Below are 24,554 nucleotides of genomic sequence, written 5' to 3'. Positions count from 1 at the left end.
CCACCGGCGCTCCACTATAGGGGGAGCGCCAAACGCACGAGGACGCCATGACCGCCACGCCATTCGACAGCGCCCATTTGCACAAGCTCTTCGCCGCCGGCGAGATCGGCAAGCTGTTCTCGGACAGCGCCGAGATCCGCGCGATGATGATCGTGCTCGGCACGCTGGCCAAGGTTCAAGGCGCCGCCGGCGTGATCCCCGAGACCGCGGCGAAGGCGATCCACCGGGCTTCGCTCGAGCTGCAGGTCGATCCGCGCGGGCTGGCCGAGCAGGCGGCGCTGGACGGCAGCCCGGTGCCGGCGCTGGTCGAGGCCTTTGCCAGCCTGATGCAGGCGCCGGAATACGCCCGGTACCTGCTGCATGACGCCCGCCCGCAGGATATCGAGGACAGCGCGCTGATGCTGCGGCTGCGGCAGGCCCTGACGCTCTGCGGCGACGAGCTGGACACGCTTCTGGACCAGCTCGCGGCGCTGGCGGGCAGCGGCCGGCAGCCCTGTGCGGCGCTGTCCTGCGGACGCTCTCTGCTGCCGTTGCGCGATGCCCTGCCCGAGCTGCGCGGGCGCGCGCTCTGCGTGTCGCTCGGCGGCGACACGGCGCTTCGCGCGGCGCTGGCCGAAGCGCTCAACCTCGCCGATCCCGGCCGCGACTGGAGCGAGGAGCGCAGCGGACCACGGGCCATCGCGGACTGGGCAGCCCAGCTCACGCAGGCCTTGGCGCTGATCCGGGCGCCGGGCGAGACCGGCACCGAGGCGGCGGCACTGGCATCGCTCTGGGTGCACTCCTCGGCCATGCGCAGCATGTTCCCCAGCGCCCAGTGCGGCGCCGCGGCTCGGTTCACCGAATGGCTGGCCCTTCCGCAGCTCATGCTGGGCACCGGCGCCGCCCTCAAGCATGCGCGCGCCCTCGCCGAGGAGCGGATGCAACGGGCTCCGACCGGGCCGGGCAAGACGCTGGAACCCGAGGCGCTCGAGCGCTTCATCGCCGCGGCGACGCGCGGCTAGGCAGGCCCGGCCATAAGGCCGGCAGTTGGGCGCCGTCTGGCCGCGTATCCGGTGGCGCTATCTCGCAATCTGCGCGGGACATGCTATATATGCTGCATTCGCAAAGTGAGCCCGCATCGTGACCGATCAAACCCATATTGTTCCCCCGCCGAAGGAAATGGCCGAGAACGCGCGCAGCGCGGCGGCCTACCTCAAGACGCTGGCTCATGAAGGCCGGTTGATGATCCTGTGCCATCTGGGCGCCGGAGAGAAATCGGTGGGCGAGCTCGAGCAACTGCTCGAAATGCGACAGGCCGCCGTAAGCCAGATGCTCGCCCGTCTGCGCGAGGAAGAGCTGGTGACCACGCGACGCGAGGGCAAGACGATCTATTACAGCCTCGCCAACGAGGACACGAGCCGGGTCATCGGCCTGCTCTACGAGATCTTCTGCGCCCGCCACGAGTGCTGAGGCACGCCTCCCCCTGAAACGACACCGGGCGGCCCGAGCCGCCCGATGCGTGAAATGCCTACTCGGCCTACTCGGCCGCGACCTTTCGGTCCGCCGCCCAGTCCCACGGCCGGGTGAAGGCGCCGAGGCAATGGCACACCGCCTCTTCGTCTGCACCGTTGCGTTCGACCTGTGCCACCAGACCGCGCTTGCGGTCGTCGATCACGTCGACCACCCGCGCCGGCAGTTCCGCCGCCTCGAGCGCGGCGTTGTAGATCCGCTGGATCGCCAGCATCCTCAGCTTCGGCTTGAACACCTTGCCCACCGCAGTCTTGGGAAGCTCGGGCAGGATGGTCATGTGCTTGGGATAGGCGGCGCGCTCGTGGATATGCACACGGGCGTGCTTCATCAGCTCGTCCTCGCTGACCTCTGCGTCCGCGACCAGCTCCACGAAGGCGCAGGGCAGCTCGCCCGCATGGGCGTCGGGCTGGCCGATGGCACCGGCAAAGGCCACTGCCGGGTGCGCCAGCAGCGCCTCCTCGATCTCGGCCGGATCGATGTTGTGACCGCCGCGGATGATCAAGTCCTTGGCCCGGCCGGTGATCCAGAGATAGCCCTCGTCATCGACGCGGCCCAGATCGCCGGTGCGCAGGTAGATGCCCTCGTGGAAGAGATCGTGGTTCTTGTCCTCTTCGGTATAGGTCGAGCCGGCATAGACGCCCGGGTTGGCGACACAGATCTCGCCGACCTCGTCGGTGGCGCATTCCCGCGGCCCTTCTCCGGTCTGCTTGACGATCTTGACGTGGGTGTAGGGAAAGGGAATGCCGATCGAACCGACCTTCTTCTTCCCCTCGGGCGGGTTCACCGAGACGAGGCAAGTCGCCTCGGTCAGGCCGTAGCCCTCGCAGACGGTGACTCCGCAGGCGCTCTCGAAGCGCTTGAACAGCTCCATCGGCATCGGCGCCGAGCCGGAGAAAGCCGCGCGCACGCTCGAGATGTCGGCATCGACCTTGCGCTGCATCAGCGCCGAGACGGCGGTGGGCACGGTGATCACGAAGGTGATCTTCCAGCGCTCGCAGAGCTTCCAGAAATTGTCGAACACGCCGTCGCCGCGATAGCCTGCGGGCGTCGGGAAGACCACGTGCGCGCCAGAACAGATCGCCGACATCAGGATCACGTGCACCGCGAAGACATGGAACAGCGGCAGCGGGCACATGATGTTGTCATGCTCGTCGAAAAGCAGGTTGTGCCCAAGCCAGCCGTTGTAGAGCATCCCCGAATAGAGATGCTGTGCCACCTTGGGCATGCCGGTGGTGCCGCCGGTGTGGAAATAGGCCGCCACGCGGTCGCCTTTGCTGTCGGCAAAGCTCAGCTCGGTCGGCTGCTTGCGCAGTTCCTTGTTGAAGCACTTCACGTCGGCATGGGGATGGCCATCACTCTTGGGCCGAATGAGCGGCACGATCCAGGATTTCGGCGGCGTGAGATAGCGGTTGAGGTCGATCTCGAGCACGGTGTGCACGTGCGGCGCATGGCGGCAGGCCTCGGCCACCTTCTGCGCCACGTCGGTCTTGGGAAATGGCTTGAGCGTCACCACCACCTTGGCGTCGGTCTCGCGCAGGATTGCGGCGATCTGCTCGGGCTCGAGCAGCGGGTTGATCGGGTTCACGATCCCCGCCACAGCGCCGCCCAGCAAGGTGTAGAGCGTCTCGTTGCAGTTCGGCAGCACGTAGGCGACCACGTCGTTCTCGCCGACGCCCAGGCTGCGGAACAGGTTGGCCGCCTGCGCCGTGCGGTCGCGCAGCTGCGCCCAGGTCACGGTCTCGGCCTTGTCCCCGGGGCCCGAGAACATCTGGTAGCTGACCGCCGGACGGTCGGGGAAGGCCTCTGCCGTGCGGCTCAGCTGGCCCCAGAGCGTGGCGGGAACATCGCGTTCCGCCCACGGCATCTCGGCTTCGATCGCGTTGCGGTCGCTCACGGACGCAAAGCTCATGGTATGGCTCCTCCCTCGTGCCCGGACGGCGCCGGGCGATGTTCTCCTCGCGTCCCAGTCTGAGAAGGAACGGGCGTCGGCGCAAGGCACAGGGACGTTACGGCAGCCCCGTCACGACGCAACGTTCCGACGCGCGCGGCAGTCACTTGGGCGCATGCCCGCCCGTACGCAGGAATCCCGAATAGAGCAACAGCCCCCATGGTGCCAGCGCCGCCTCGACCTGCGCCCAGACGGTGCCGAACCCCAGCGCGTCGAAGCGCGCCGCGCGGGCGATCTCGGTCAGGTTGCGCCGCCCGTCGATCGCCGCCAGCACCGGCGCCGCACCGCGCGGCAGGGTGATCTCGGCCGAGAGCTGGCCGATGCGCAGCGGCAGGCTGCGCCCCTGCGCCACGGCCTTGGCCAGCGGTTGCCGCTGCACGCCGCGCAGGTGCGGCACGAGGCTGCGGTCGGTGCCCTTGGCGATGGTCGTCCCGGTGCCCTGCGGCACGGCATAGGCGGTGTGCATGCGGATGGTACCACGCAGCTTCTCGGCCACCGCCATCTGCTGCGCGCGGTCCATGCCCTCGGGAACCTCGGCGATCTGCCCGAGATCGTAGATCGCAGGCGTGGTGAAGGAGGCAAGATCCCAGCCGGTTTCGCCCAGCACCCCGAGCAGCTCGGGCACGCTGAAGGCGCGATCCTGACCGTGCAGCAGCAGGTCGTAGAAGCCGGCGTCGCTCTTGTGGTGATCGCCGAGATTGCGGTTACTGGCGAAGGGATGGCCCTCGGGCAGGGTCGCGGCAATGGTCTTGGCCCGCTCCAGCCGCTCCGCCGCGGGCAGCCCCTCGAAGAGCGCGCCGAAGGCCTCCTGCAGCGCGTAGACGCCCGAGCGGCCATAGGGCGCGTAGACCATGAAGCCGAGCCCGCCCCCGGGCGCCAGAGCGGCGCGCAGGGCGCGGAAGCCCTCGGCCGGATCGGGCAGATGATGCAGCACGCCGCAGCAGTCGATATAGTCGAACGCCCCGTATTCGGCCGCGTCGAGCAGGCTGGCAGTGTGGAAGCTGATGTTGGTCAGGCCGCGCATCGCCGCGCGCGCCTCGGCCACAGCGCGCGAGGCGGTGGAGAGGTCGAGATAGGTGATCTCGGCCGCGGCGCCGGCCTTGTCGAGCAGCGTGGCGAGTTGGATCAGCCCGTCGCCGGTTCCGCCGCCGGCGACCAGCACCTTGAGCGGCTGCGACCAGTCGCGCTTGCCGCGCCACAGGAAGTGATCCATCTCGAGCGGGTGCGACGGCGAGCCGGTGATCAGCCGGGTCTTCTCGTCCTCGGGATCGCGCTCGGGATAGGGAAAGGCTTCGTACTGTTCCTTGACGCTGACCATCCGGCGCGGCCCTCCTTGATGCGGCCGCGACCCTGCCACGGCGCTTGGAGATTGTCCAAGCCTCAGCGCGCCTTGCGGGCGATCTCGATCTTCGCCTCGAGCAGCGACATGTCCTGCATCATCCGCCGCCGCTCGCTGCGGTCGGCGGTGTCGCGCAACGCCTCGCGAAGCCTTGACAGCTCGCGCGAGAGCGAGACGAACTCGGGCACCGCGCCGTTGTCCTTCAGGATACGGGTCATCACCGCCGCCTCGGGATCGTCGCAGGCGGGCAGAGGCTTGCCGGCACCGGGCAGGTTGTCGAAGGCGCCCTCCCCTTCGGCCTTGGCGATGCGAGCGTTGATCAGGTCGATCAGCGGATGATCCATCGGCGTCTCCTGAACCGGCGCATGGGCCGGGTGGCATGGACCGCAAGGATGCCGCAGTTCGGGCCCCGCTTCCAGCCCGTCTCGGGGCTTACTTGCGCAGCGCGTCGACGGCCCGGGTCATCAGGTCGAGGAAGGCTGTGCGCTCCTCGTCGCTCATCTCGGCGGTGGCGCGGGCGTTGACCGCCTGCGCCTCGGCCTGGGCCGGCCCCTGCAGATCGCGGGCGCGCTCGGTCAGATGGATGGTGCGGGCGCGGGCGTCGCCCGCGTGGGCGCGGCGCTCGATCAGCCCGTCGCGCTCCATGCGCTTGAGCGTGTTGGCCATGGTCGCCTGTTCGACATCCAGCCGCTGCACCAGGTCGCGCTGGGTCAGCCCATCCTCACGCCAGAGCTCGAGCAGGCACTGGAACTGCGCCGGCGCCAGCCCCATGGGGTTGATGCGCTCGGCCAGCGCCTGGGCAAAGAGCCGGGCCTGGTGATTGGCGAGGTAGCCGGCGGAGCGCGACTTGTCGAAATCCTTCATGCGCCCTGCCTTAACAGCGCCGTGATCGCATGGCTATCGGCAGATCCGCGAGACGTCGCGGCACGGGTTCGCCACGATGGGGGCGCTGCCGCCGTCCACGCGAGGCGCGGCCTCCCCCGGGATATTTCAGGCCAGAAGAACCTCAGGGGCGCTGCGCTCCTGGCTTCTCTTCGTCAAAAATACTCCCGCCGGAGGCAGTCCGGCCCCTGCGGCCAGGCCCGGTTTGCGGAACGTCTTTCGGCGAAAGGCCCCCTGCACGCATGCAAGGGGCGCGCGGTGGTCAAGCCGCGCGCCCGGTCAACAAGCTCCGTTCGGGAGACTTACTCCATCACGGTGATTCGACCGTCGGTATAGGGCGCGTAGGGCGCGTTGGCGGCGAGGTACTCCGCCGTCACATCCGCAAGGTCGGGGCCGAAGTCATAGGCGTTCTCGGCATCGACGAACATCTTGTAGCCATCGCCACCGTTGCGCACGTAGTTGTTCGACACTGCGCCGTAGGTGGCTTCGGGGTCGACCGGCTCACCGCCGACCATGACCTCCGAGATCCGGCTGCCGGGCTCGGCGGAGGGATCGACGCTGAACGACATGCCCGCCACCTGCGGGAAGCGGCCTGCGCCTTCCTCCATCTGGCTGACGCCGTTCTCAAGCGCCTCCACCAGCGTCGCGCCGGTGATCTGGAAGGTCGAGAGGGTGTTCTGGAACGGCAGTACCGTCAGCACCTCGCCCATGGTGACCTCGCCCGCATCGATCGAGGCGCGCAGGCCGCCGCTGTTGGCGATGGCAATCTGGATGCCCTGATCCTGGACACGGTCGAGCATGGCATCGGCCACGAGGTTGCCCATCGAACATTCCATTGCCCGACAGACATCGCGGGCTCCGACGATCTCCTCGGCGGTCTCGGCGACGATTTCGTTGCGGATCTCGTCGAGCGGGGCCGCGGCCTCGGCGATGCGCGACTTGGTGGTCTCGTCCTCGGTGACGCTGGCATCCATGATCAGCGGTGCCCCGGAGGCTTCGGTGACAGTACCGTCATCGTCGAAGGTCACGCTGAGCTCTCCCAGGAACTTGCCATAGGCGTAGGCCGAGACGATCGCGGTGTCGCCCACCATGGTGGGATAGGGGCCCTCGGCCCCGTCCATCTCGCCCAGCAGGGTGTTGGAGTGGCCGCCGACGATCACGTCCACGCCGGTGGTGTTCTCGGCGACCGCGAGATCGACCTTGTAGCCCGAGTGCGACAGCACGATGATCTTGTTCACACCCTCTTCGGTCAGCTTGTCGACCTCGCCCTGCACCGCGTCGGCGGGGGGCGTGAAGATGACGTTCGGCCCCGGCGAGGCAAGCTCGTCGGTGTCCTGCGGGGTCAGGCCGATGAGGCCGATCTTCTCGCCGTTCTTCTCGATGATGGTCGACTTCATGATCGCATCGGCCAGCAGCGGCTCGCCCGAGACATCGGCATTCGACATCAGCACCGGGAACTCGACCGAATCGACGAAGCCGCGCAGCACCTCGGGGCCGTCGTCGAACTCGTGGTTGCCCACGGTCATCGCGTCGTAGCCCATCTTGTTCATCATTTCGGCGGCGAGCTTGCCCTTGTAATAGGTGTAGAACAGCGTGCCCTGAAACTGGTCGCCGCCATCCACCAGCAGGTAGTTGTCGAGCCGGCCCTTGGCCTCTTCGAGCGCGGTCACGAGGCGGGCGGAGCCACCGAAGCACTCGCCCGCGGCGTTGTCCTCTTCACCACAGGTCGAATCGTACTTGCTGATCGGCTCGAACCGGGAATGGAAATCGTTGGTGTGAAGAATGGTCAGCGAATACTCGGCGCTCGCAGCGCCGGCGGCAAGCGCAAGCGCGGCGGCACTGGTCAGCAGACGGAAATTCATCGGGGAAACCTCTCTGTGGGCGTTATTATGACAGGATTGTTGCAACGCTTCCGCGAGCGAGTCAAAGCACGGCTTCACCTGACGTAGCGCCCGCCCGTCGCAGCAGCGCGGCAGCGCCTATTCGGGGCGCTTCGTTTCGCGCGCTATGGGACGGTCCAGCCCCGCACCAGCGTACGGGCCATGCCCGCGGTATCGGCGTCGAGCCGGTCGACCAGGAGGTGCAGCCACGCCATCGCCATCACCGCCCGTGCCATGTCCCGCGCCGGGACCTCTCCGGAAAGCTCCCCGCGCGCCTGCGCCCGCTCGAACAGCACCGAGAGGCTCTCGAGCCGCCCGAGCCGGTAGGCCTCCAGCGCCTCGAGGACATCCGGGTCCGCCTGCGATGCCGCGATGATGTGGCGGAAGATGCGGCCCTCGGGACGCCCCCAATGCGCGAAGAGCGTGTCGAGCACCCCCTTCACGTCGCCCTCGAGCGTGCCGGTATCGGGATAACCCGCGATGCGCTTCTGGCGCTGGTAGACCGCCATCAGCAGCGCGCCGCGGGTCGGCCACCAGCGGTAGAGAGTCGCCTTGCCGGCGCGGGCGCGCCTGGCCACGGCCTCCATGCTGAGCCCGGAAATGCCCTTCTCCTCGACCAGCGCCTCGGCGGCGTCGAGCACCGCGGCCTCGGTCTCGGGATTGCGGCGGGCGCCGATGGAGGCTCGTTTTTCGGTCATTGGCGATGGATCCGGTCTTTTTTCCCGTCTTACGTCTTTACAAGCACCGAGGCCAGCCCCTATAGAAACGATACGTTCCGTTCAAATACATGCGCTACCAAGGATCCGTACATGACCGTTGCCGCCCGTCCTCCCTCCCGCGCCCGGCTCGCGATCTTCGTCTTTCTCGGGGTCTACCCGCTGGTGACCGCGCTGATCTATGCCCTCGCCCCGCTCACCGTCGGCTGGGAGATCTGGCAGCGCAACCTCGTGATGGTGCCGATCATCGTCGTCACGATGATCTGGGTGATCATTCCCCGCATTCACCGCCATTGCGGCCGCTGGCTTTGACAGGCAACGACGCCGCCGGGGATTGACCGGCGCGGCGTTCGCGGTCATCTGGGGACCATGCTGATCTACAAAATCCTGAGGTCCGGGGAATGGGCCGCGCTGCAGGCAGAGGCCGAGACCACCGGTGCTCCGGTGGACGAGGCCGATGGCTATATCCATTTCTCGACCCTCGCGCAGGTGCGCGAAACCGCTGCCAAGCATTTTGCCGGCGATGACGGGCTCTACATCCTCGCCTTCGAGGCGGACGATCTCGGCGAGGCCCTCAAGTGGGAGCCGTCGCGCGGTGGTGCCCTGTTCCCGCATCTCTACGGCCCCCTGAAGCTCGCCGACGTGCGCTGGTCGCGTCCGCTGCCGCTCGGCCTCGGCGGTCATATCTTCCCGGATGACATGACATGAGCCTGATCGAACGCGCCGGTCTGGCGGTGCTGCACCGCATCGATCCCGAGGCCGCGCATGGCCTCGCGATGCTGGCGCTCAAGACGGGCTTGGCCCCGTCGGCGGGCCCCCTGACCTCCGAGCGCCTGCGCTGCAGCGTTGCCGGTCTTTCGCTTGCCAACCCGGTTGGGCTTGCCGCCGGGTTCGACAAGAACGCCGAGGCGCTGCCCGGTCTGGCGAAATCCGGCTTCGGCTTCGTGGAGGTCGGCGCCGCCACGCCACGCCCGCAGCCCGGAAACCCCAAGCCGCGGCTGTTCCGCCTGACGCAAGAGCAGGCGGCAATCAACCGGTTCGGCTTCAACAATGACGGCATGGAGGCGATCGCCGGCCGGCTTGTGCATCGCCCGCGCGACATGGTGCTGGGGCTCAATCTCGGCGCCAACAAGGACAGCGACGACCGCGCCGCGGATTTCGCGCAGGTGCTGGCACGCTGCGGTGGCGATCTGGATTTCGCCACGGTCAACGTGAGCTCGCCCAACACCGAGAAGCTGCGCGACCTGCAGGGCAAGGAGGCGCTGTCGGCGCTGCTCGCCGGCGTGCTCGCGGCGCGCGACGGGCTGGCCAAACCGATCCCGGTGTTCCTCAAGATCGCCCCCGATCTCGACGAGGCCGGGCTGACGGACGTGGCCGAGGTGGCGCTGGCCTCCGGCATCGACGGCATCATCGCCACCAACACCACCCTCTCGCGCGAGGGGCTGAGCTCGCCCTTCGCGGCGCAGGCGGGCGGGCTCTCGGGCCAGCCGCTGTTCGAGAAATCGACCCGCGTTCTGGCGCGGCTGTCGCAGCTGACCGAGGGCAGGCTGCCGCTGATCGGCGTCGGCGGCGTGGGCTCGGCGGAACAGGCCTATGCCAAGATCCGCGCCGGCGCGTCGGCGGTGCAGGTCTACACCGCACTGGTGTTCGGCGGCATGAGCCTCGTGCCCGAGATCGTGCGCGGCCTCGATGCGCTGCTCGCCCGCGACGGCTTTGCCAGCGTCGCCGAGGCGGTGGGCACCGGCCGGGAGGACTGGCTGTGATCCTCTGGCACAACCCGCGCTGCTCGAAATCGCGCGAGGCGCTCAAGCTTCTGGAGGCGCACGGCGTCCGCCCCGAGATCCGCAAGTATCTCGAAGACGCGCCCAGCTACGACGAGCTGAAGGCGGCGAAAACCGCCCTGGACCTGCCGGCGATCGAGATGATGCGCAGCAAGGAGCCCGCCTTCCGCGAGCTGGGCCTGAGCAAGGACGCCGACGACGACACCTTGCTGCGCGCCATGGCCGCCGAGCCCAGGCTCATCGAACGCCCGCTCGCGATCGCAGGCCCCCGCGCCATCCTCGGCCGCCCTCCGGAAAAGGTACTCGACCTTCTCTGACCGCCAACCAGACGCCCCGTCTTCTTTGGTTCAAAAATACCTCGGGGGTGAATGCGGCCCTGCCGCAGAGGGGGCAGCCCCCCCCCCCCGCCCACGCCCCCAGGTGCCCCGCCGGGACAGCCGCGCAGCGCCGACGTCACTCCCCCGCAAGGCTCAATCGTAGACCCGCGCGTCCTCGATCACCACGCCGTCGCGGGGCAGCCCGCCCGGCGGCACAAGTTCCACCGTGCCCTTGAGCTTCAGCACCTCCGCCACCGTGCCGGCATAGGCCGCGGGGTCGCCGGCACTGGTCTCGATGCGCACCGTCAGCACGTCCATCTCGCCCTCGCGGCTGGCCACCACCCGCGCCCGGTCGATCTCGTCGTGGCGTGCCACCAGAGCCGCCACCTGCTCGGGGCGCACGAACATGCCCTTGATCTTGGTGGTCTGGTCAGCGCGGCCCATCCAGCCCTTGATGCGCAGGTTGCTGCGCCCGCAGGGGCTCTCGCCCTCGAGCACTGCCGACAGGTCGCCGGTGGCAAAGCGGATCAGCGGGTAGTCGGGGTTGAGCGTGGTCACCACCACCTCGCCGACCTCGCCCGGAGCGACCGGATCGCCGGTGCCCGGGGTGACGATCTCGACGATCACCCGCTCGTCGCAGATCATCCCCTCCATCGCCTCGCTCTCGTAGGCCACCATGCCGAGATCGGCGGTGGCATAGCATTGCCGGCAGGCGATGCCGCGCTCGGCGTACCAGGCACGCAGCGATGGGAACAGCGCCCCGCCCGAGACCGCCGCCCGGGTGATGTTCAGCTCAAGACCCAGCGTGTCGGCCTTCTCGAGGATCAGCTTGAGGTAGTCCGGCGTGCCGGCATAGGCGGTAACGCCCAGATCATGCGCGGCGCGGGCCTGCAGCTCGGTCTGGCCGGTGCCGGCGGGCAGCACCGCCGCCCCCACTGCCCGGGCGCCGTTCTCGAAGATCATCCCGGCGGGTGTCAGGTGATAGCCGAAGCAGTTCTGCACGATGTCGCCCTGCCCGATGCCGCAGGCATGCAGGAAGCGCCCGAGCCGCCACCAGTCCTGCTCGATGCCGCCCGGCTCATAGATCGGCCCCGGCGACTGGAAGACATGGGCAAAGCCATGCACCGGCCTCGCGGCGTAGCCGCCAAGCGGCGCCCCCGGCCCCTGCGCCGAGACCAGGTCCGACTTGCGCAGCACCGGCAGGCGCGCCAGCGCCGCGCGGTCGGTCACCGTGGCGGGGTCGACCCCGGCCAGCGCCTCGGCATAGCCCGGCAGGCCCTTGGCGCGGGCAATCTGCTCCGGCAGGGCCTCGGCCAGTGCCGCGGCGCGCGCCTCGGCGCTGCGCGTTTCGAGTTCGTCGTAGTAGCTGCTCATCCGAGCCTCCCTCTCATCCCGTCCCGGATCCTGTCGCCAGCGGATACTCCGCCAGCGTGTCGTAAACCGCCCCCTCGGGCGTCAGTGTCGAGCCCACCAGCCGCATCTCCGCGACCGGTTCGGCTGCCGTGCTCAGCGCCGCGAGCGGTGCCAACGCGGCGTCGAGCCGCGGCCGGTCGGCGTCGCGCAGCCCGGCGCCGAAGCGCAGGAGCGTCACGTGCGGGCGAAAGCGCTCCCGCGGAAGCGCCATCCCCGCTGCCGTGGCCGCCCTCACCGCCTCGCGTTGCAGCCCGACAAGCGTGGGCGCCTTCGTCACCTCGGCGGCCAGCAGCTTGACCCGCCGCCCGCCGAAAGTTGCCAGCCCCGAGAGCGCCAGCGTCACCGTCGGCAGCGCCCGCTGCCCGAGCACCAGATGCAACTCGCGCAGCTCGGCCTCTGGCCGGTCCCCGAGGAAGGCCAGCGTCAGGTGCAGGTTGTCCTCCGGCACCGCGCGGCCGACCGGCACCGCCTCCTGCACCGCGATCAGCGGCGGCAGGAGAGGCTCCGGGATCGGCAGGGCAAGAAAGCACCGCATCTCCCTCCCTCTTCGTGATGTCTCAGCCGCGCCGGTCGCGGATCACGCCAGCCACCGCTTGCGGCGGCGATAGGAGCGCACATCGCGGAACGACTTGCGGCCCTCGTCCGAGACGCCGAGATAGAATTCCTTCACGTCCGGGTTTTCGCGCAGGTCGGCGGCGGGACCATCCATCACCACGCGCCCGTTCTCGAGAATGTAGCCGTAATGGGCGAAGCGCAGCGCCACGTTGGTGTTCTGCTCGGCCAGCAGGAACGACACGCCCTCGCCCTCGTTGACCGCCTTCACGATGCCGAAGATCTGCTCCACCAGCTGAGGCGCAAGGCCCATCGAGGGCTCGTCGAGCAGGATGGTCTCGGGGCGCGACATCAGCGCCCGCCCGATGGCGCACATCTGCTGCTCGCCGCCCGAGGTGTAGCCCGCCTGCGACTTGCGGCGCTCCTTGAGGCGCGGGAAGTAGTCGTAGACCATCTGCAGGTCGGCCTCGACCGCGCCCTTGCCGTCCTTGCGGGTGAAGGCCCCGGTCATCAGGTTTTCCTCGACGGTGAGGTGCTCGAAGCAGTGCCGGCCCTCCATCACCTGGATGACGCCTTTCTTCACCAGCGCCGCCGGGTCGAGATCCTGCACCCGCTCGCCGCGATAGCTGATCGTGCCCTTGGTGACCTCGCCGCGCTCGGAATGCAGCAGGTTCGAGATCGCCTTGAGCGTCGTGGTCTTGCCCGCCCCGTTGCCGCCGAGCAGCGCCGTGATGCCGCCCTTGGGCACCGAGAGCGACACCCCCTTCAGCACGAGGATCACGTGGTTGTAGATCACCTCGATGTTGTTGACCTCGAGCAGGGTCTCGCGCGTCTGACCGGCGTCCAGCATGTCATGTCTCTCCAGTGTCGGTGTGTCAGGCGGCGAACGGGCCGCCGCCGGACGGATCAGTGTCGGTATGTCCGGCGACGACGATCGAGGCCATCGCCGGACGGGTGCGGATCACATCTCGCAGTCTTCGTTGACCGGCCAGGGTGCGTTGGCCTCGGCGTATTCCTGCGCCTTGGCCATCTCGAGCTCCGAGATCGCCTCGCTGTCGGGCATGATCAGGTCGGAGGCCTTGACGAACTTCGCGCCGTCCCACTCGAGGATCCAGCCGCCGGAGTGGCCGGTGTGGTTCGAGCACGAGGTCGAGAACGGCGGCACCATGCCGGTCATCCCGAGCTCTTCGAGGCGCTCCTCGGTGAAGTTCAGGTTCTCGAGGCCCCAGCGCAGGTCGGCGGGCGAGATCTCGGCCTTGCCGGTATGCTCCTGCGCCACTGCGATGCCCTCGGCGAGGATCGCCGAGATCACCAGCCCGCGCGAGTAGAAGACGCCCTGCATCTCTTCCTCGTTGGACTGGCTGTTGCCGGCATCGACCACGTGCTGCTTGACGTCCGCCATGACCGGCGCGTCCGGGTTCGGGAACGACCAGCTGACCGACTTGTAGCCCTTGCCGTCCTCGCCGACGATCTTGAGGTCGGCGTCATGACCCGACCACCAGACGCCGAGCATGTTCTCCATCGGGAACTTGGTCTTCACGGCCTCGGTGATGGCGCCCGCGTTCATCGCGCCCCAGCCCCACATGATGACATAGTCGGGACGCTCGCGGCGGATCTGCAGCCACTGCGCCGACTGGTTCTGCATCTCCTTGAGACCGACTGGGATCGGCACCAGTTCGAAGCCCTGCGCCTCGGCCTTCTGCTCGAGATAGGGCAGCGGCTCCTTGCCGAACGGGTGGTCGAGATGCAGGAAGGCGATCTTCTTGCCGCTCAGGTCGCCCTGATCCTGCAGGTACTTGAGGATGATCGAGGCGCCGTCCCAGTAGCTCAGGGGCGTGTTGAAGGCCCACTGGAAGACCTTGCCGTCGGCCATCGGCGAGAAGCCGTAGCCCGGGGCAAGGATCGGGATCTCGTCGATATTGGACTTGGGCAGCACCTGCAGGGTGATGCCGGTCGACCACGGCTGGGTCACGATGGCCTTGCCCTTGGTCTTCTCGTAGCACTCCACGCCCTTTTCGGTGGAATAGCCGGTCTCGCATTCGTCGAAGTCGATCATCACGCCGCCAATGCCGCCGTCACGGGCGTTCAGCATGTTCATGTAATCGGCCTGACCGTTCATCAGCGGGATGCCGGTGGCCGCGAAGGGGCCGGTCCGGTAGGCGAGGTTCGGGGCGTAGAGGCCCTCGGCCATGGCGGTGGCGCCCATGACAGCGCCGAGCGTCGCCGCCACGGCGATCCTGGTGAAAGTCTTCATCGTCAAAGTCTCCTCCCTTTTATTCGATGATCTTGCGCCGGCCCGTCAGTGCGGGAAGGGCCAGATGATGAGCTTCTCCCGGATCAGCGCCCAGAGCCGGGCGAGCCCGTGCGGTTCGATGATCAGGAAGAAGATGATGAGCGAGCCCACGATCATGATGTTCAGGTGCTCGACGGTGGCCGAGCTGATCGGGATGCCCAGCGCCTCTGGCAGCGTGTTCAGCACCACCGGCAGGCCGACGATCAGGATCGCGCCAAGATAGTTGCCGAGGATCGAGCCCAGCCCACCGATGATGGCGATGAACAGGATGCGGAAGCTCAGCGGGATGTCGAACAGGTTGGGCTCTGCCGCGCCGCGCCACATGAAGACGAAGAGTGCGCCCGCCACGCCGACCACGTAGGACGAGACGGCAAAGGCGGTGAGCTTGGAGCGCATCAGGTTGATGCCGATGAGCTCGGCGGCGATGTCCATGTCGCGCGTCGCCTTCCACGTGCGGCCCAGATTGCCGCGGGTGAGGTTGATGCAGAGCAGCGTGAGCAGCGTCACGATCGCCAGCACCACGTAGTATTGCACCGTCGACGAGGCCTGCGGGCCGGCGACGTAGACACCGAACATCTCGAGGTTCGGCACCTGGATCGCGCCCGAGGCGTTGTAGTTGTAGAGCCAGCCCCATTTCTCGAACAGCCAGACCAGGAAGAACTGCGCCGCCAGCGTCGCGATGGCGAGGTAGAAGCCCTTGATGCGCAGGCTGGGGATGCCGAAGGCCACGCCCACCCCGGCGCTGAACACGCCCGAGAACAGGATCGCCACCACCGGGTTCAGCCACGGCATCAGCGTGACCATCTTGTAGCAGGCATAGGCGCCCACCCCCATGAAGGCCGCGGTGCCGAGCGAGAGCTGGCCGGCATAGCCCGTCAGGATGTTCAGGCCGAGGGCGGCCAGCGAGTAGATCAGGATCGGGATCAGCAGCGTCTGGAAGGCAAACTCGCTCGCCATCAGCGGGAAGATCACCCATGCGAAGGCGAGGATGACGGCCAGCAGGAACGCGTCCTGCCGCACCGGAAACAGCGCCTGATCGGCCTGGTAGCTGGTCTTGAATTGTCCGGCCGTGCGATAGAGCATCCCGGGTCCTCTCCCTTGTTGTCAGGCCGCAGGGGCCCTGCGCGGTCGGAAGATCCGCCGCGAAATCGTCGTTTCCAGAGCCGCGTATCGCGGTGTCAGAGACTGCCTTCGTGCAGCCGCAGATCCTCGTCCGGGTAGGCCCGCTTCGGCGCCGGGGCATAGCCCGTCACCTCGCTGTGCCGCACCAGCCAGAGCCACGCCCAGAGCCCAAGCCCGCCGCCGATGGCGGCAAGGATCAGCGCCGTGACCATCTGCCCGTCGGCACCGCTGTCGGCGGTCAGGGCCAGATAGCCGAAGGCCCAGAAGCCGGCCCAGGCTGTGACGTTGAGGATCGCGATCAGCTTCGCCATCTCTTTCTTCTCCCTTGCAGCGGTGCCGCCAGCTCTCCTCCCGGCGCCACCCACCCGTCTCCTCGGAGCCTTGAAGGGGGCTCCACCCTGTCGCGATGATCCGGTCGCATCCTGCGCCGCTCTCACCTGTCCGTTGCCCGAAGGCTTGCCGGGGCTCCGCCCTCTGGCGCCTCGGACCCTCCCCCGGAGGGTCTGGCGCGCCAGAGCCGCGGACCGGCGCTAGACCCTTTCGATGATGCGTTCTCCGAACAGCCCCTGCGGGCGGAACAGCAGCACGATCAGCGCCAGCACGAAGGCGAACCAGGTCTCGGTATTGCCCCCGAGCAGCGGCTGGCCCCAGTAGATCTCGAACAGCTTCTCGAGCATCCCGATCATCAGGCCACCCACGATGGCCCCGGTGATCGATTCGAGTCCACCCAGCATCAGCACCGGCAGCGCCTTGTAGGCGATCACCTCGAGGGCAAAGCTGACCCCGGCCCGCGCGCCCCAGGCGATGCCCGTGACCAGCGCGATGATGCCGGCAATGAACCACACCAGAACCCAGATCTGCTGCAGCGAGATGCCCACCGACAGCGCCGCCTGGTGATCGTCCCCCAGCGCCCGGATCGCTCGGCCCATGCGGGTCTTGTTGAGGAAGGCCAGCAGCGCCACCACCAGCAGGGCCGCCACGATCACCGCGGTGATATCCTTCTGCTCGAGGATCAGCAGGCCGCCCCAAGGCTCGAGCACGACGCTGTCCGTGGGGATCCCCAGTTCCTCGGTGATCATCACCTTGTTCTCGCCGCCGAAGATGATCTCGCCGAGACCGATCAGAAACAGCGTGATGCCGATGGTTGCCATGAACAGGATGATGTCGGGCTGGCCCACCAGCGGGCGCAGCACCACGCGCTCGATGGTGACCGCGAGGCCGAACATCACCGCCAGCGTCAGAAGCACGCAGATCCAGGCCGGCACGCCCATGGCGTGCAGCCCCACGAGGGTCAGCGCGGCGAAAACCACCATGATGCCCTGCGCGAAGTTGAAGATCCGCGAGGACCGGAAGATCAGCACGAAGCCCAGCGCGATCAGCGCGTAGAGGATGCCCGAGACCAGCCCCTCCCACAGCACCTGCAGCAGGAAGTCGGGCGCCGTGAACATGTCCACGAAAGGCTTGATGAAGATGTCGTTCAGCATGTCTATCCGTCCCTCAATGCGCCACGCCGAGATAGGCGTCGATCACGTCCTGGTTGGCGCGCACCTCGTCGGGCGGGCCGTCGCCGATCTTCTTGCCGTAATCCATGACGACCACGCGGTCGCTCAGGTCCATCACAACGCCCATGTCATGCTCGATCAGGCAGATGGTGGTGCCGAACTCGTCGTTCACATCGAGGATGAAGCGCGACATGTCTTCCTTCTCCTCGACATTCATCCCCGCCATCGGCTCGTCGAGCAGCAGGATGCTGGGCTCAGCCGCCAGCGCGCGGGCCAGTTCCACCCGCTTCTTCAGGCCGTAGGGCAGCCGCCCCACCGGCGTCTTGCGGATCGACTGGATCTCGAGGAAGTCGATCACCTTCTCCACCACCTCGCGGTTGGCGATCTCCTCGTCGCGGGCCTTGCCCCACCACAGCGCCTGCGAAGCGATGCCGGCATTCATATGGGTGAGCCGCCCGGTCATCACGTTGTCGAGCACCGACATCCCCTCGAACAGCGCGATGTTCTGGAACGTGCGGGCCACGCCCATCCGCGCCACCTCGTAGGGTTTCATCGGCGGCCGCTTGGCGCCCTTGTACCAGAGCTCGCCCTCGGAGGGCGTGTAGAAGCCCGAGATGATGTTGAGCATCGACGATTTGCCGGCGCCGTTGGGGCCGATGATGGCCCGGATCTCGCCCTCGCGGATGTCGAAGGAGATGTCCTTGATCGCCACCACGCCGCCGAAGCGCAGGGTGATGTTGCGAAGCTCCATCAGCACCCCGCCGATCTGCCGCCCGTCCGCGGTCACGTAGCCTTCGCTGTCCTTCACGGCCGCCTGCCTTTCGTCATTCGTCCAGTGTGTCTGTTCGGTCCCGTCCATCATGCGCGCCCCTCCCCGCGGGTGCGCCGGTCAGCGGGATGGCGGGCGGGGCGAGTTGCGCAGCAAGAGCGCCGTCCAGCCATCCCCATCATTCTGCCGCCATCGCGGGCGGTGCCGCCGGCACCGTCTTCGCGTCCATGATCGCGAGCGTGGCGCGGATCTTGCCCTTGCGCCCGTCCTCGTAGGTCACTTCGGTCTCGGTGTAGATGCTGTCCGAGCCGTTATAGAGCGCCGTCACCAGGTCGTGGAACTTCTCGGCGATGATCTTGCGCCGCACCTTGCGGGTCCGGGTCAGCTCGCCATCATCGGCGTCGAGCTCCTTGTGCAGCACCAGGAAGCGGTGGATCTGGCAGCCCGAGAGCATCTCGTCCTCAGCGACGCTGGCATTGACCTCCTCGACATGGCCCCGGATCGTCTCGAGCACCTGGGGATGCCCGGCAAGCTCCTGGTAGGAGGCGTAGGCGATGTTGTTGCGCTCGGCCCAGTTGCCCACGGCGGTCAGGTCGATGTTGATGAAGGCGGTGCAGCGATCCTTGCCCGCCCCGAAGACCACCGCCTCGAGGATGTTGGGGAAGAACTTGAGCTTGTTCTCGACATACTTGGGCGCGAACAGCGCCCCGTCGGCCATCTTGCCCACGTCCTTGGCGCGGTCGATGATGCGCAGGTGGCCGGTGCCCTCTTCGAAGAAGCCCGCGTCGCCGGTGGCGACCCAGCCTTCGGGGTCCTTGGTGTCGGCGGTGCTGTCGGCGTTCTTGTAGTACTCCACGAACACGCCCGGCGAGCGGTAGAACACCTCGCCGTTCTCGGCGATGCGGATCTCGACCCCCGGCGAGGGCACGCCCACCGTGTCGGGCCGGACCTCGTTGTCGGGCTGCTGGGTGATGAAGACCGAGGCCTCGGTCTGGCCGTAGAGCTGCTTGAGGTTGATGCCCAGCGCCCGGTAGAAATCGAAGATCTCCGGCCCGATCGCCTCGCCGGCGGTGTAGCCCACGCGGACGTTGGAAAAGCCCAGCGTGTTCTTCAGCGGCCCGTAGACCAGCCCCGAGCCAAGCGCGTATTTCAGCCGGTCCAGCAGGCCCACCGGCTTGCCATCAAGGATCTTCGGCCCGACCTCGCGGGCATGGGCCATGAAGTGGTGGAACATCTTGCGCTTCAGCGCGCCCGCGTCTTCCATGCGGATCATGATCTGGGTCAGCTGGGTCTCGAACACCCGCGGCGGCGCGAAATAGTAGGACGGCGCGATTTCGCGCAGGTCCGTCATCATGGTCTCGGCGCTCTCGGGACAGTTGACGCAGAAGCCGGTCCAGTAGGCCTGCCCGATCGAGAAGATGAAATCGCCGACCCAGGCCATCGGCAGGTAGGCGAGCACTTCCTCGCCCGGCCCCAGCTTGTCGAACTCGGCCGAGTTCTTCGCGGTCTCGATGATGTTGCGGTTCGACAGCACCACGCCCTTGGGCTTGCCGGTGGTGCCCGAGGTGTAGAGCATCACGCAGGTGTCATCGTAGCCGAGACTCTCGCGGCGCGCGGTCAGCTCGCCGATGAACTCGTCATAGGCGGCGCGGCCCTGATTCTGGATATGCGAATACTCGTGCAGCCGGCGATGATCGTATTTCCGCATGCCGCGCGGATCGACATAGATCATGTGCTCGAACTGGTGCAGGTCGTCCTGAATGTCGATCACCTTGTCGACCTGCTCCTGATCGGCGGCGATGACGAAGCGGGCACCGCAATGCTGCAGCGCGTATTCCATCTCTTCCGCCGCCGCGTCCTGGTAGAGCGGCACCGGCACCGCGCCGCACATCTGCGCCGCCACCATCGACCAGTAGAGCGTCGGCCGGTTGCGGCCGATCACCGCGACGTGGTCGCCCTTCTCGACGCCGAGGTTCAGCAAACCCAGCGCGAAGGCTTCGATCTCGGTCTCGGCCTCGGACCAGCTCCAGCTTTGCCAGATGCCGAATTCCTTCTCGCGATAGGCCGGACGGGTGCCGAACCGGGTGGCGTTGCGCTGCAACAGAGCCGGAATCGAGCGCAGACCTTCCGCGCCCTCGGACATGTAAGCCAAGTTGTCTCCTCCCAATGCGCCCGGCTCCTCTTCCGGGCGGTGACCCCGTCTTGGCGAGGTCCGACGCGTCTCCCGCGCGTCTGGCCTCATTAAGGGTCAGGGTGAGGCTGATGGTCAATCATTTCGTGATGATTTCCGGATTCTTACGAATTGTAACAGCTCGGGGCGGGAGAGTGACGGGGGCGCAGCGCTGCCTGCCCGGCGGGGCACCTGAGGGCGCGGGTGCAGGGGGCACTGCCCGGCTGTTGATTGCACTGTGCCTCCGTTTCCTGCCACCGATGACCGCAGATATAACTGCGCAGAGCTCGGTGTCCCACTTCGTTGGGCTCCTGCTACTCAATCTGGCCTTCGCGCTTCGCAAAGCGCAAGGCCGGTCTCGGCGCGCAGCCGTCTTGCGTACCTGACGCAGCAGGTCCATCAGAGAGCGTCACCGCGGGCAGGAAAGCCGGCGTTCGCTGCGGCACCTCTCAAGGGCCGCTATGCGCAAGAAGCTGACGGAGCTCCGCTGAGGCGCATCCCCGGAAAGCTCCCGTTCGGGCAGAGCGCGACGATCGGCCTCTGCGAGCCCAGACTTGCCCTCGCCTGGCCGAAGGGAAACAGAATTCAGGAAGAACGCATCTTGAAATTGATATCTATCAACGTCGATGTGCTTGGGGGTCGCTAAACTCCCCTTGCGATAAGTGGACCATCCCGGAAACGGGGCCGTTGTCTGCTGTTTAGAGGAGGGAAGACAATGATCACATCGCGGTAAATTCTCGCGCTTTCGGCAAAGACCGTCCTGTTGGCAGGGGTCGCCGCCGGAGCGCTTTCGCTCGCAACGGTCGATGTCGCGCAGGCGCAAGGCCATGGTTCGGGAGGCAGTTCGGACTCAGGCGGAAGCGGCGGCAGTGCCGGGGGCGGCAGTAGCAGCAGTGGCGGCAGTGTCGCCAAGAGCGGCGGCGGGTCGGTGGACACCCGGAGCAGTTCCGCAGGACAGAGTTCTTCTCGGGCCCAGGGTAGTGCTGGCGTGCAGGCGGTGCGTCCCGCCGCGCCTGCTACGCAAGAGGCTGACGAAGATAGCGACCGGCCGGAATGGGCCGGAGGCAATCCGGACCTGAATGATCATGCGGGCGCGGGCACAGGAAACCCATCTTCCGGCACGACCAAGGGGGACGTCTACGGCGACATCGTGGTGCTGCTTCGGGATCTCGCAACTGGTGAGCCGATCGTCGCCGGCACCAGCGTCGATCCCGAAACCGGCGAAGAGATCACCGAGGTCTACGTCTGTCTCGACGCCGACTGCACCGACACCGTGGCGACGGAGTTCGGGGAGATCCCCGACGGCACAACCGCGATCGAGGTCGACTTCGGAAGGTCGTCGGTGGCGCGGTCTCCTGCAAGCGTGACGGATCACGCTCTGGAGGAAGCTCTGGACAAGCTGGAGGTTGCCGAGGACGTGGCACTCGATGTGTCGGGGAGGATCGTCTACAGCGTTGATGGAGTCTGGTACACGATCGACTCCCCCTTGGAGAACCTTGCCCTCTACACCGATCTCGCGACCGGGCTTGCTTCCGACGCGACATCCGAAACCGAAGCAGCCCTCGATGCCGTAGGGTTGGCCACGCTGGACACTGCCGCATCGCTCCTGGCCGGCCTAGCCGACAAGACAGGGGATATAACGCTCGACTACCTCGTGAACGAGAACGTCATTTCCGGTGTCGTGGAGGCCGGCGGCTACTACGATTACTCGACCTTCGAGTATTCGCGGGACTATCCGACCGATTACACCTACTGGGTGTCGATCGACGGCGCGCTTCCCGTGACGGCGACGGTAGATATCAACGCGTATCTTGCAGATGAGACCGTCAACGGTGAGCTTCCCGCCCCCGATGATTACGCGGCACTCTTTGCGGCCGCGGCGGACGATGCTCTGGAGGTGATCGAACTTGTGCACACGCAGATCTACACCGAGCTTCTGCCTGGCACAGTCGAGTGACCTTATGCGATTTGCAAAGGGCGCGGGCTTCGGCTCGCGCGCTTCGTCTGCGCTGTCTCGTGCTGGCGACACATCCAGCGAGGGGCCCGAAGCCCCGTGCTTTGGTCGGCCAACGGTCTCAGGGCAAAGGTCCGGCCCACCAAACCGCGGAGCACGCGGCGAAAGGCAAATCTGGGCTGTGAGCGGTCAAACGGGCCCGGTCCAGTAAACCGCTGATCCTTTCGGTCACTTCGCTCGCTACCGCGATTTGCGCGGATGTCTGCCTCGTCTCTAAAGCCAAGCGGTTCCGAGCAGAAGCAAGCTTGTCAACGCTCCCATGACGGGGACGATCAAGGGTACTGTGAAGTGGTCAGGCCCGCCATCGCCCCGGCATTTCAGCCTGATCAGGGCACCATTCACCAAGACAAAGACCAAAAGAACGATCTGTGACGTGCGTTCGGCCAGCTCATCAATTGGGAGTGCCAAGGCCAGAAATGCGACCACGCCCATCACAAGAAGCGTTGCTACGACCGGTGTTTGTGTTCGCGAGCCGACGATCGCCATGGCTGGAAACAAGTGCCCTTGATCGGCCAGGCCATAAAGGACCCGCGATGCCATGATCATCTGGATCAAGACACCGTTAATCGTTGCTACGATGGCGATGACGGAGAACCCCTGCCGTACCGCCAAAGGGGCACCTTCAAAGACCAGTGAGAGCGGAGCAGAGGAAGAGGTCAAGTCACCGAGCGGCACGGCCACAATCACGGCGGCAGTCGTCGCGAGGTACAGAAAAGTCGCTATGACCAACGTCAGAACAATGGCCTTGGGCAGGGTCGATCCCGGGTCTTTGACCTCTTCCGCAACGTTCGCCATGTCCTCGAAGCCGACAAAAGCGAAGAACGCCAAGAGCGAAGCCGCGCCGATCCCCGTCCAGTGCTGCCCGACGAGAGGCGGGAGCATGTCTGTGAAATCGACGCCAAGTGGCTCGGAAATACCAAAACCCCAAACAGCCACAAAGATCAGTCCGCCGACTTCCACCAGGGTGATGATTGCGGCCACCAGAACCGACTGCGTGATGCCCCAAAGGGCGATGGCCCCCATCAGCGCCACCACCGCGACTGTCAGCACCCAGTGAGGTGCCGCGATCACCCCCTGCAAGTAGGATGCTGCTCCAATCGCGACGGCCGCTGCCGAGACCATACCCGACAAGGCGACCGCCAGCCCGACGAGAGTCGCCAGTGAACCGGAGCGAAATCCAGCTTCGACGTAAGCTGCTTCACCGGCACTGACCGGGTATCGCGTCGTCAGTTCCGCGTAGGAGAAGGCGGTGAAGGCGACAACGGTGGCGGCAATGACGAAAGAAACCGGCGCATAGGCCCCGGCCTCGGCCGCCGTGCTCCCAACGAGGACATAAATGCCCGCACCGACCGTGACGCCAAGCCCATAGAGCGTGAGCAAGGGCGTCGTCAGGGCGCGGCGCAATTTCACCGTCCGATGTTCCCTGTTCGCCTGACTGTCGGGTGCCGACATTGCCTTGAAATCCTTGTGACGTGCGCCTGAAAGTGAGCGATGGGCATCGCCCTCTCCAAGGATGATCGAAAGCACAGCAGCTGTGAAGCGATCAGCTTTGGCTATCGCAGGATGGCCCACGTCCATGTGCGTGCGGCAAAAGCCAACATGCGCCCGCGCTCCGGTCGTGCTGCAAAGCCCGGCATGCTGCGCCTGGCACGCCCGGCCGCCAGCCGATGACACCTGGCGCCTCGACGGTCCGGCTCCAGAATGGTTCACAGTAGGCAAAGCCACTGCATGGAGGCGAAATCAGCTTGCCAAGTCTGCAAGGTTGGCGTCGAGCAGCGCCTGCTGCTCGACTGGAGCGAGCCCCTCGTCGAGGATGTCGCAGATCACCTCGAAGACCGCGGCGGCGCGGCCGTCTGACGTGGTTTGCCAGATCCGGTCGGATCCCGCGACAGCGATGTCGAGGAGATCTTGGCGGGCGGCGTCAAGCGCGTGCTCCGGGATATCTAGCGCAATGGTGAAGTCACCCAGCCCTTGCCGAGGCAAGTTCGCTTCAGTGGCATAGAGCGCAAAGTTGGCGAAAAACTCCTGCTGGATGCCGGAAGAGACCGCCCGCTCTATGATCTGCAGGATCGGACGCAACAGAGCCTTTGTATCTGTGCTTCCATCCACGGCTTCCAACGTATCCAGCATCACGGTCTGGCCACGAAGGCTCGCAGGGAGGGTCAATTCGAGTCTCACTCTGGTGCATAGCTCGATAGTGCCCCATAGCGTGGTGTAGGAATCCGCGGGCGTCGCCACATGCGACGCTGGCGGTCACCGTCGATCTTCGGAGAAGGTTCGGGTTGCGACACCTGAAACCTGAGACGGAGATGACGATGACCGACGACAGAATGGCTCTGATGGAGCT

25 protein-coding genes are annotated in these 24,554 nt (G+C 66.5%); 8 read left to right on the top strand and 17 right to left on the bottom strand.

The genetic code is table 11. The features are described from left to right. Window positions 1-47: 47 nt before the first annotated feature. Together JF542_RS10845 and JF542_RS10840 are read left to right on the top strand one after the other, a co-directional pair. Window positions 48-1,001 carry a lyase family protein gene (locus JF542_RS10845; protein ID WP_207075853.1) on the top strand — a complete coding sequence of 318 codons (954 nt, stop codon included), beginning with the start codon at window positions 48-50 and terminating at the stop codon, window positions 999-1,001. A gap of 157 nt (window positions 1,002-1,158) precedes the next feature. Further along, complete coding sequence (locus JF542_RS10840) at window positions 1,159-1,449, top strand: ArsR/SmtB family transcription factor (protein WP_007794464.1); 291 nt, start codon at window positions 1,159-1,161, stop codon at window positions 1,447-1,449. Between the two features lie 67 nt (window positions 1,450-1,516). Here JF542_RS10840 and JF542_RS10835 read toward each other — a convergent pair whose 3' ends face one another. The 6 genes from JF542_RS10835 to JF542_RS10810 form a co-directional block, all read right to left on the bottom strand. Further along, the gene (locus tag JF542_RS10835) at window positions 1,517-3,418 is read right to left on the bottom strand and encodes an acyl-CoA synthetase (RefSeq protein WP_207075852.1); all 1,902 of its coding nucleotides are present in this window, start codon (window positions 3,416-3,418) and stop codon (window positions 1,517-1,519) included. Window positions 3,419-3,560: 142 nt separating this feature from the next. Next, a complete protein-coding gene (locus tag JF542_RS10830; RefSeq protein ID WP_207075851.1) occupies window positions 3,561-4,775 on the bottom strand; it encodes a class I SAM-dependent methyltransferase in 1,215 nt (404 codons plus the stop codon). Window positions 4,776-4,837: 62 nt separating this feature from the next. After that, window positions 4,838-5,140, bottom strand: a complete 303-nt coding sequence (locus JF542_RS10825; RefSeq protein ID WP_207075850.1) for a DnaJ family domain-containing protein — start codon at window positions 5,138-5,140, stop codon at window positions 4,838-4,840. Window positions 5,141-5,228: 88 nt separating this feature from the next. Beyond that, on the bottom strand, window positions 5,229-5,660 hold the full coding sequence (locus JF542_RS10820) for a MarR family winged helix-turn-helix transcriptional regulator (protein WP_007794476.1): 432 nt from the start codon (window positions 5,658-5,660) through the stop codon (window positions 5,229-5,231). 320 nt (window positions 5,661-5,980) lie between these two features. Beyond that, window positions 5,981-7,540, bottom strand: a complete 1,560-nt coding sequence (locus JF542_RS10815; RefSeq protein WP_207075849.1) for a bifunctional metallophosphatase/5'-nucleotidase — start codon at window positions 7,538-7,540, stop codon at window positions 5,981-5,983. 143 nt (window positions 7,541-7,683) lie between these two features. Next, window positions 7,684-8,256: a TetR/AcrR family transcriptional regulator gene (locus tag JF542_RS10810; RefSeq protein WP_007794481.1), complete on the bottom strand. Its 573-nt coding sequence runs from the start codon at window positions 8,254-8,256 to the stop codon at window positions 7,684-7,686. Between the two features lie 111 nt (window positions 8,257-8,367). On the opposite strand from JF542_RS10810, the gene JF542_RS10805 reads away from it, so the two are divergent. From JF542_RS10805 to arsC, 4 genes are read left to right on the top strand one after another with little or no spacing between them, the layout of a single operon-like run. Then, window positions 8,368-8,586, top strand: coding sequence for a putative antibiotic biosynthesis monooxygenase (locus tag JF542_RS10805; RefSeq protein ID WP_007794484.1), 219 nt, complete (start codon window positions 8,368-8,370; stop codon window positions 8,584-8,586). 57 nt (window positions 8,587-8,643) lie between these two features. Then, window positions 8,644-8,982, top strand: coding sequence for a DUF952 domain-containing protein (locus JF542_RS10800; protein ID WP_207075848.1), 339 nt, complete (start codon window positions 8,644-8,646; stop codon window positions 8,980-8,982). After that, the gene (locus JF542_RS10795) at window positions 8,979-10,037 is read left to right on the top strand and encodes a quinone-dependent dihydroorotate dehydrogenase (protein ID WP_207075847.1); all 1,059 of its coding nucleotides are present in this window, start codon (window positions 8,979-8,981) and stop codon (window positions 10,035-10,037) included. The genes JF542_RS10800 and JF542_RS10795 overlap by 4 nt, the downstream gene beginning before the upstream one ends. After that, a complete protein-coding gene (gene arsC, locus JF542_RS10790) occupies window positions 10,034-10,372 on the top strand; it encodes an arsenate reductase (glutaredoxin) (protein ID WP_207075846.1) in 339 nt (112 codons plus the stop codon). Before JF542_RS10795 ends, arsC begins: the two co-directional genes overlap by 4 nt. A 153-nt stretch (window positions 10,373-10,525) precedes the next feature. On the opposite strand, the gene JF542_RS10785 is transcribed toward arsC, so the two are convergent. From JF542_RS10785 to JF542_RS10745, 9 genes are all read right to left on the bottom strand, one after another. Further along, complete coding sequence (locus tag JF542_RS10785; protein ID WP_207075845.1) at window positions 10,526-11,746, bottom strand: phenylacetate--CoA ligase family protein; 1,221 nt, start codon at window positions 11,744-11,746, stop codon at window positions 10,526-10,528. A gap of 13 nt (window positions 11,747-11,759) precedes the next feature. Then, window positions 11,760-12,320 carry an RNA 2',3'-cyclic phosphodiesterase gene (gene thpR / locus JF542_RS10780; protein WP_207075844.1) on the bottom strand — a complete coding sequence of 187 codons (561 nt, stop codon included), beginning with the start codon at window positions 12,318-12,320 and terminating at the stop codon, window positions 11,760-11,762. A gap of 42 nt (window positions 12,321-12,362) precedes the next feature. Further along, window positions 12,363-13,187, bottom strand: a complete 825-nt coding sequence (locus tag JF542_RS10775) for an ABC transporter ATP-binding protein (RefSeq protein WP_007794500.1) — start codon at window positions 13,185-13,187, stop codon at window positions 12,363-12,365. A gap of 111 nt (window positions 13,188-13,298) precedes the next feature. Further along, a complete protein-coding gene (locus tag JF542_RS10770) occupies window positions 13,299-14,591 on the bottom strand; it encodes an ABC transporter substrate-binding protein (protein ID WP_207075843.1) in 1,293 nt (430 codons plus the stop codon). A 45-nt stretch (window positions 14,592-14,636) separates the two neighbouring features. Beyond that, complete coding sequence (locus JF542_RS10765; protein WP_007794509.1) at window positions 14,637-15,713, bottom strand: branched-chain amino acid ABC transporter permease; 1,077 nt, start codon at window positions 15,711-15,713, stop codon at window positions 14,637-14,639. Between the two features lie 95 nt (window positions 15,714-15,808). Beyond that, window positions 15,809-16,063: a hypothetical protein gene (locus JF542_RS10760; RefSeq protein WP_007794512.1), complete on the bottom strand. Its 255-nt coding sequence runs from the start codon at window positions 16,061-16,063 to the stop codon at window positions 15,809-15,811. A 219-nt stretch (window positions 16,064-16,282) separates the two neighbouring features. Next, window positions 16,283-17,236 (bottom strand): branched-chain amino acid ABC transporter permease, encoded by a 954-nt coding sequence (locus JF542_RS10755; protein ID WP_007794515.1) that lies wholly within the window; start codon window positions 17,234-17,236, stop codon window positions 16,283-16,285. Window positions 17,237-17,249: 13 nt separating this feature from the next. Beyond that, window positions 17,250-18,113 (bottom strand): ABC transporter ATP-binding protein, encoded by an 864-nt coding sequence (locus tag JF542_RS10750; RefSeq protein WP_050768432.1) that lies wholly within the window; start codon window positions 18,111-18,113, stop codon window positions 17,250-17,252. An 88-nt stretch (window positions 18,114-18,201) separates the two neighbouring features. Further along, window positions 18,202-20,166: an AMP-binding protein gene (locus tag JF542_RS10745; protein ID WP_207076009.1), complete on the bottom strand. Its 1,965-nt coding sequence runs from the start codon at window positions 20,164-20,166 to the stop codon at window positions 18,202-18,204. A 790-nt stretch (window positions 20,167-20,956) separates the two neighbouring features. Between JF542_RS10745 and JF542_RS10740 the strand changes: the two genes are divergently transcribed. Continuing rightward, entirely contained in the window at window positions 20,957-22,150 is a 1,194-nt protein-coding gene (locus tag JF542_RS10740) for a hypothetical protein (protein ID WP_207075842.1), read from the top strand. 270 nt (window positions 22,151-22,420) lie between these two features. Here the strand turns inward: JF542_RS10740 and JF542_RS10735 are convergent, their stop codons facing one another. Then, window positions 22,421-23,659 carry an APC family permease gene (locus JF542_RS10735; RefSeq protein WP_207075841.1) on the bottom strand — a complete coding sequence of 413 codons (1,239 nt, stop codon included), beginning with the start codon at window positions 23,657-23,659 and terminating at the stop codon, window positions 22,421-22,423. Window positions 23,660-23,698: 39 nt separating this feature from the next. On the opposite strand from JF542_RS10735, the gene JF542_RS10730 reads away from it, so the two are divergent. Then, entirely contained in the window at window positions 23,699-23,878 is a 180-nt protein-coding gene (locus JF542_RS10730) for a hypothetical protein (RefSeq protein ID WP_207075840.1), read from the top strand. A gap of 69 nt (window positions 23,879-23,947) precedes the next feature. On the opposite strand, the gene JF542_RS10725 is transcribed toward JF542_RS10730, so the two are convergent. Beyond that, the gene (locus JF542_RS10725) at window positions 23,948-24,337 is read right to left on the bottom strand and encodes a hypothetical protein (RefSeq protein WP_207075839.1); all 390 of its coding nucleotides are present in this window, start codon (window positions 24,335-24,337) and stop codon (window positions 23,948-23,950) included. Window positions 24,338-24,554 lie beyond the last annotated feature (217 nt).

The organism is Salipiger bermudensis (assembly GCF_017309175.1).
Classification (GTDB): domain Bacteria; phylum Pseudomonadota; class Alphaproteobacteria; order Rhodobacterales; family Rhodobacteraceae; genus Salipiger; species Salipiger bermudensis.
The sequence above is the reverse complement of the archived record's forward strand: the minus strand, read 5'-3'. Positions and strand labels throughout refer to the sequence as shown.

Coding starts and splice junctions, on each gene's coding strand:
- JF542_RS10795 (WP_207075847.1), top strand. CDS start 8,979: ATGAGCCTGATCGAACGCGCCGGTCTGGCGGTGCTGCACCGCATCGAT.
- JF542_RS10745 (WP_207076009.1), bottom strand. CDS start 20,166: ATGTCCGAGGGCGCGGAAGGTCTGCGCTCGATTCCGGCTCTGTTGCAG.
- JF542_RS10800 (WP_207075848.1), top strand. CDS start 8,644: ATGCTGATCTACAAAATCCTGAGGTCCGGGGAATGGGCCGCGCTGCAG.
- JF542_RS10810 (WP_007794481.1), bottom strand. CDS start 8,256: ATGACCGAAAAACGAGCCTCCATCGGCGCCCGCCGCAATCCCGAGACC.
- JF542_RS10785 (WP_207075845.1), bottom strand. CDS start 11,746: ATGAGCAGCTACTACGACGAACTCGAAACGCGCAGCGCCGAGGCGCGC.
- JF542_RS10775 (WP_007794500.1), bottom strand. CDS start 13,187: ATGCTGGACGCCGGTCAGACGCGCGAGACCCTGCTCGAGGTCAACAAC.
- JF542_RS10750 (WP_050768432.1), bottom strand. CDS start 18,113: ATGGACGGGACCGAACAGACACACTGGACGAATGACGAAAGGCAGGCG.
- JF542_RS10835 (WP_207075852.1), bottom strand. CDS start 3,418: ATGAGCTTTGCGTCCGTGAGCGACCGCAACGCGATCGAAGCCGAGATG.
- JF542_RS10760 (WP_007794512.1), bottom strand. CDS start 16,063: ATGGCGAAGCTGATCGCGATCCTCAACGTCACAGCCTGGGCCGGCTTC.
- thpR (WP_207075844.1), bottom strand. CDS start 12,320: ATGCGGTGCTTTCTTGCCCTGCCGATCCCGGAGCCTCTCCTGCCGCCG.
- JF542_RS10770 (WP_207075843.1), bottom strand. CDS start 14,591: ATGAAGACTTTCACCAGGATCGCCGTGGCGGCGACGCTCGGCGCTGTC.
- JF542_RS10805 (WP_007794484.1), top strand. CDS start 8,368: ATGACCGTTGCCGCCCGTCCTCCCTCCCGCGCCCGGCTCGCGATCTTC.
- JF542_RS10765 (WP_007794509.1), bottom strand. CDS start 15,713: ATGCTCTATCGCACGGCCGGACAATTCAAGACCAGCTACCAGGCCGAT.
- JF542_RS10840 (WP_007794464.1), top strand. CDS start 1,159: ATGGCCGAGAACGCGCGCAGCGCGGCGGCCTACCTCAAGACGCTGGCT.
- JF542_RS10830 (WP_207075851.1), bottom strand. CDS start 4,775: ATGGTCAGCGTCAAGGAACAGTACGAAGCCTTTCCCTATCCCGAGCGC.
- JF542_RS10815 (WP_207075849.1), bottom strand. CDS start 7,540: ATGAATTTCCGTCTGCTGACCAGTGCCGCCGCGCTTGCGCTTGCCGCC.
- JF542_RS10735 (WP_207075841.1), bottom strand. CDS start 23,659: ATGTCGGCACCCGACAGTCAGGCGAACAGGGAACATCGGACGGTGAAA.
- JF542_RS10725 (WP_207075839.1), bottom strand. CDS start 24,337: ATGCTGGATACGTTGGAAGCCGTGGATGGAAGCACAGATACAAAGGCT.
- JF542_RS10825 (WP_207075850.1), bottom strand. CDS start 5,140: ATGGATCATCCGCTGATCGACCTGATCAACGCTCGCATCGCCAAGGCC.
- JF542_RS10730 (WP_207075840.1), top strand. CDS start 23,699: ATGGGCATCGCCCTCTCCAAGGATGATCGAAAGCACAGCAGCTGTGAA.
- JF542_RS10845 (WP_207075853.1), top strand. CDS start 48: ATGACCGCCACGCCATTCGACAGCGCCCATTTGCACAAGCTCTTCGCC.
- JF542_RS10755 (WP_007794515.1), bottom strand. CDS start 17,236: ATGCTGAACGACATCTTCATCAAGCCTTTCGTGGACATGTTCACGGCG.
- JF542_RS10820 (WP_007794476.1), bottom strand. CDS start 5,660: ATGAAGGATTTCGACAAGTCGCGCTCCGCCGGCTACCTCGCCAATCAC.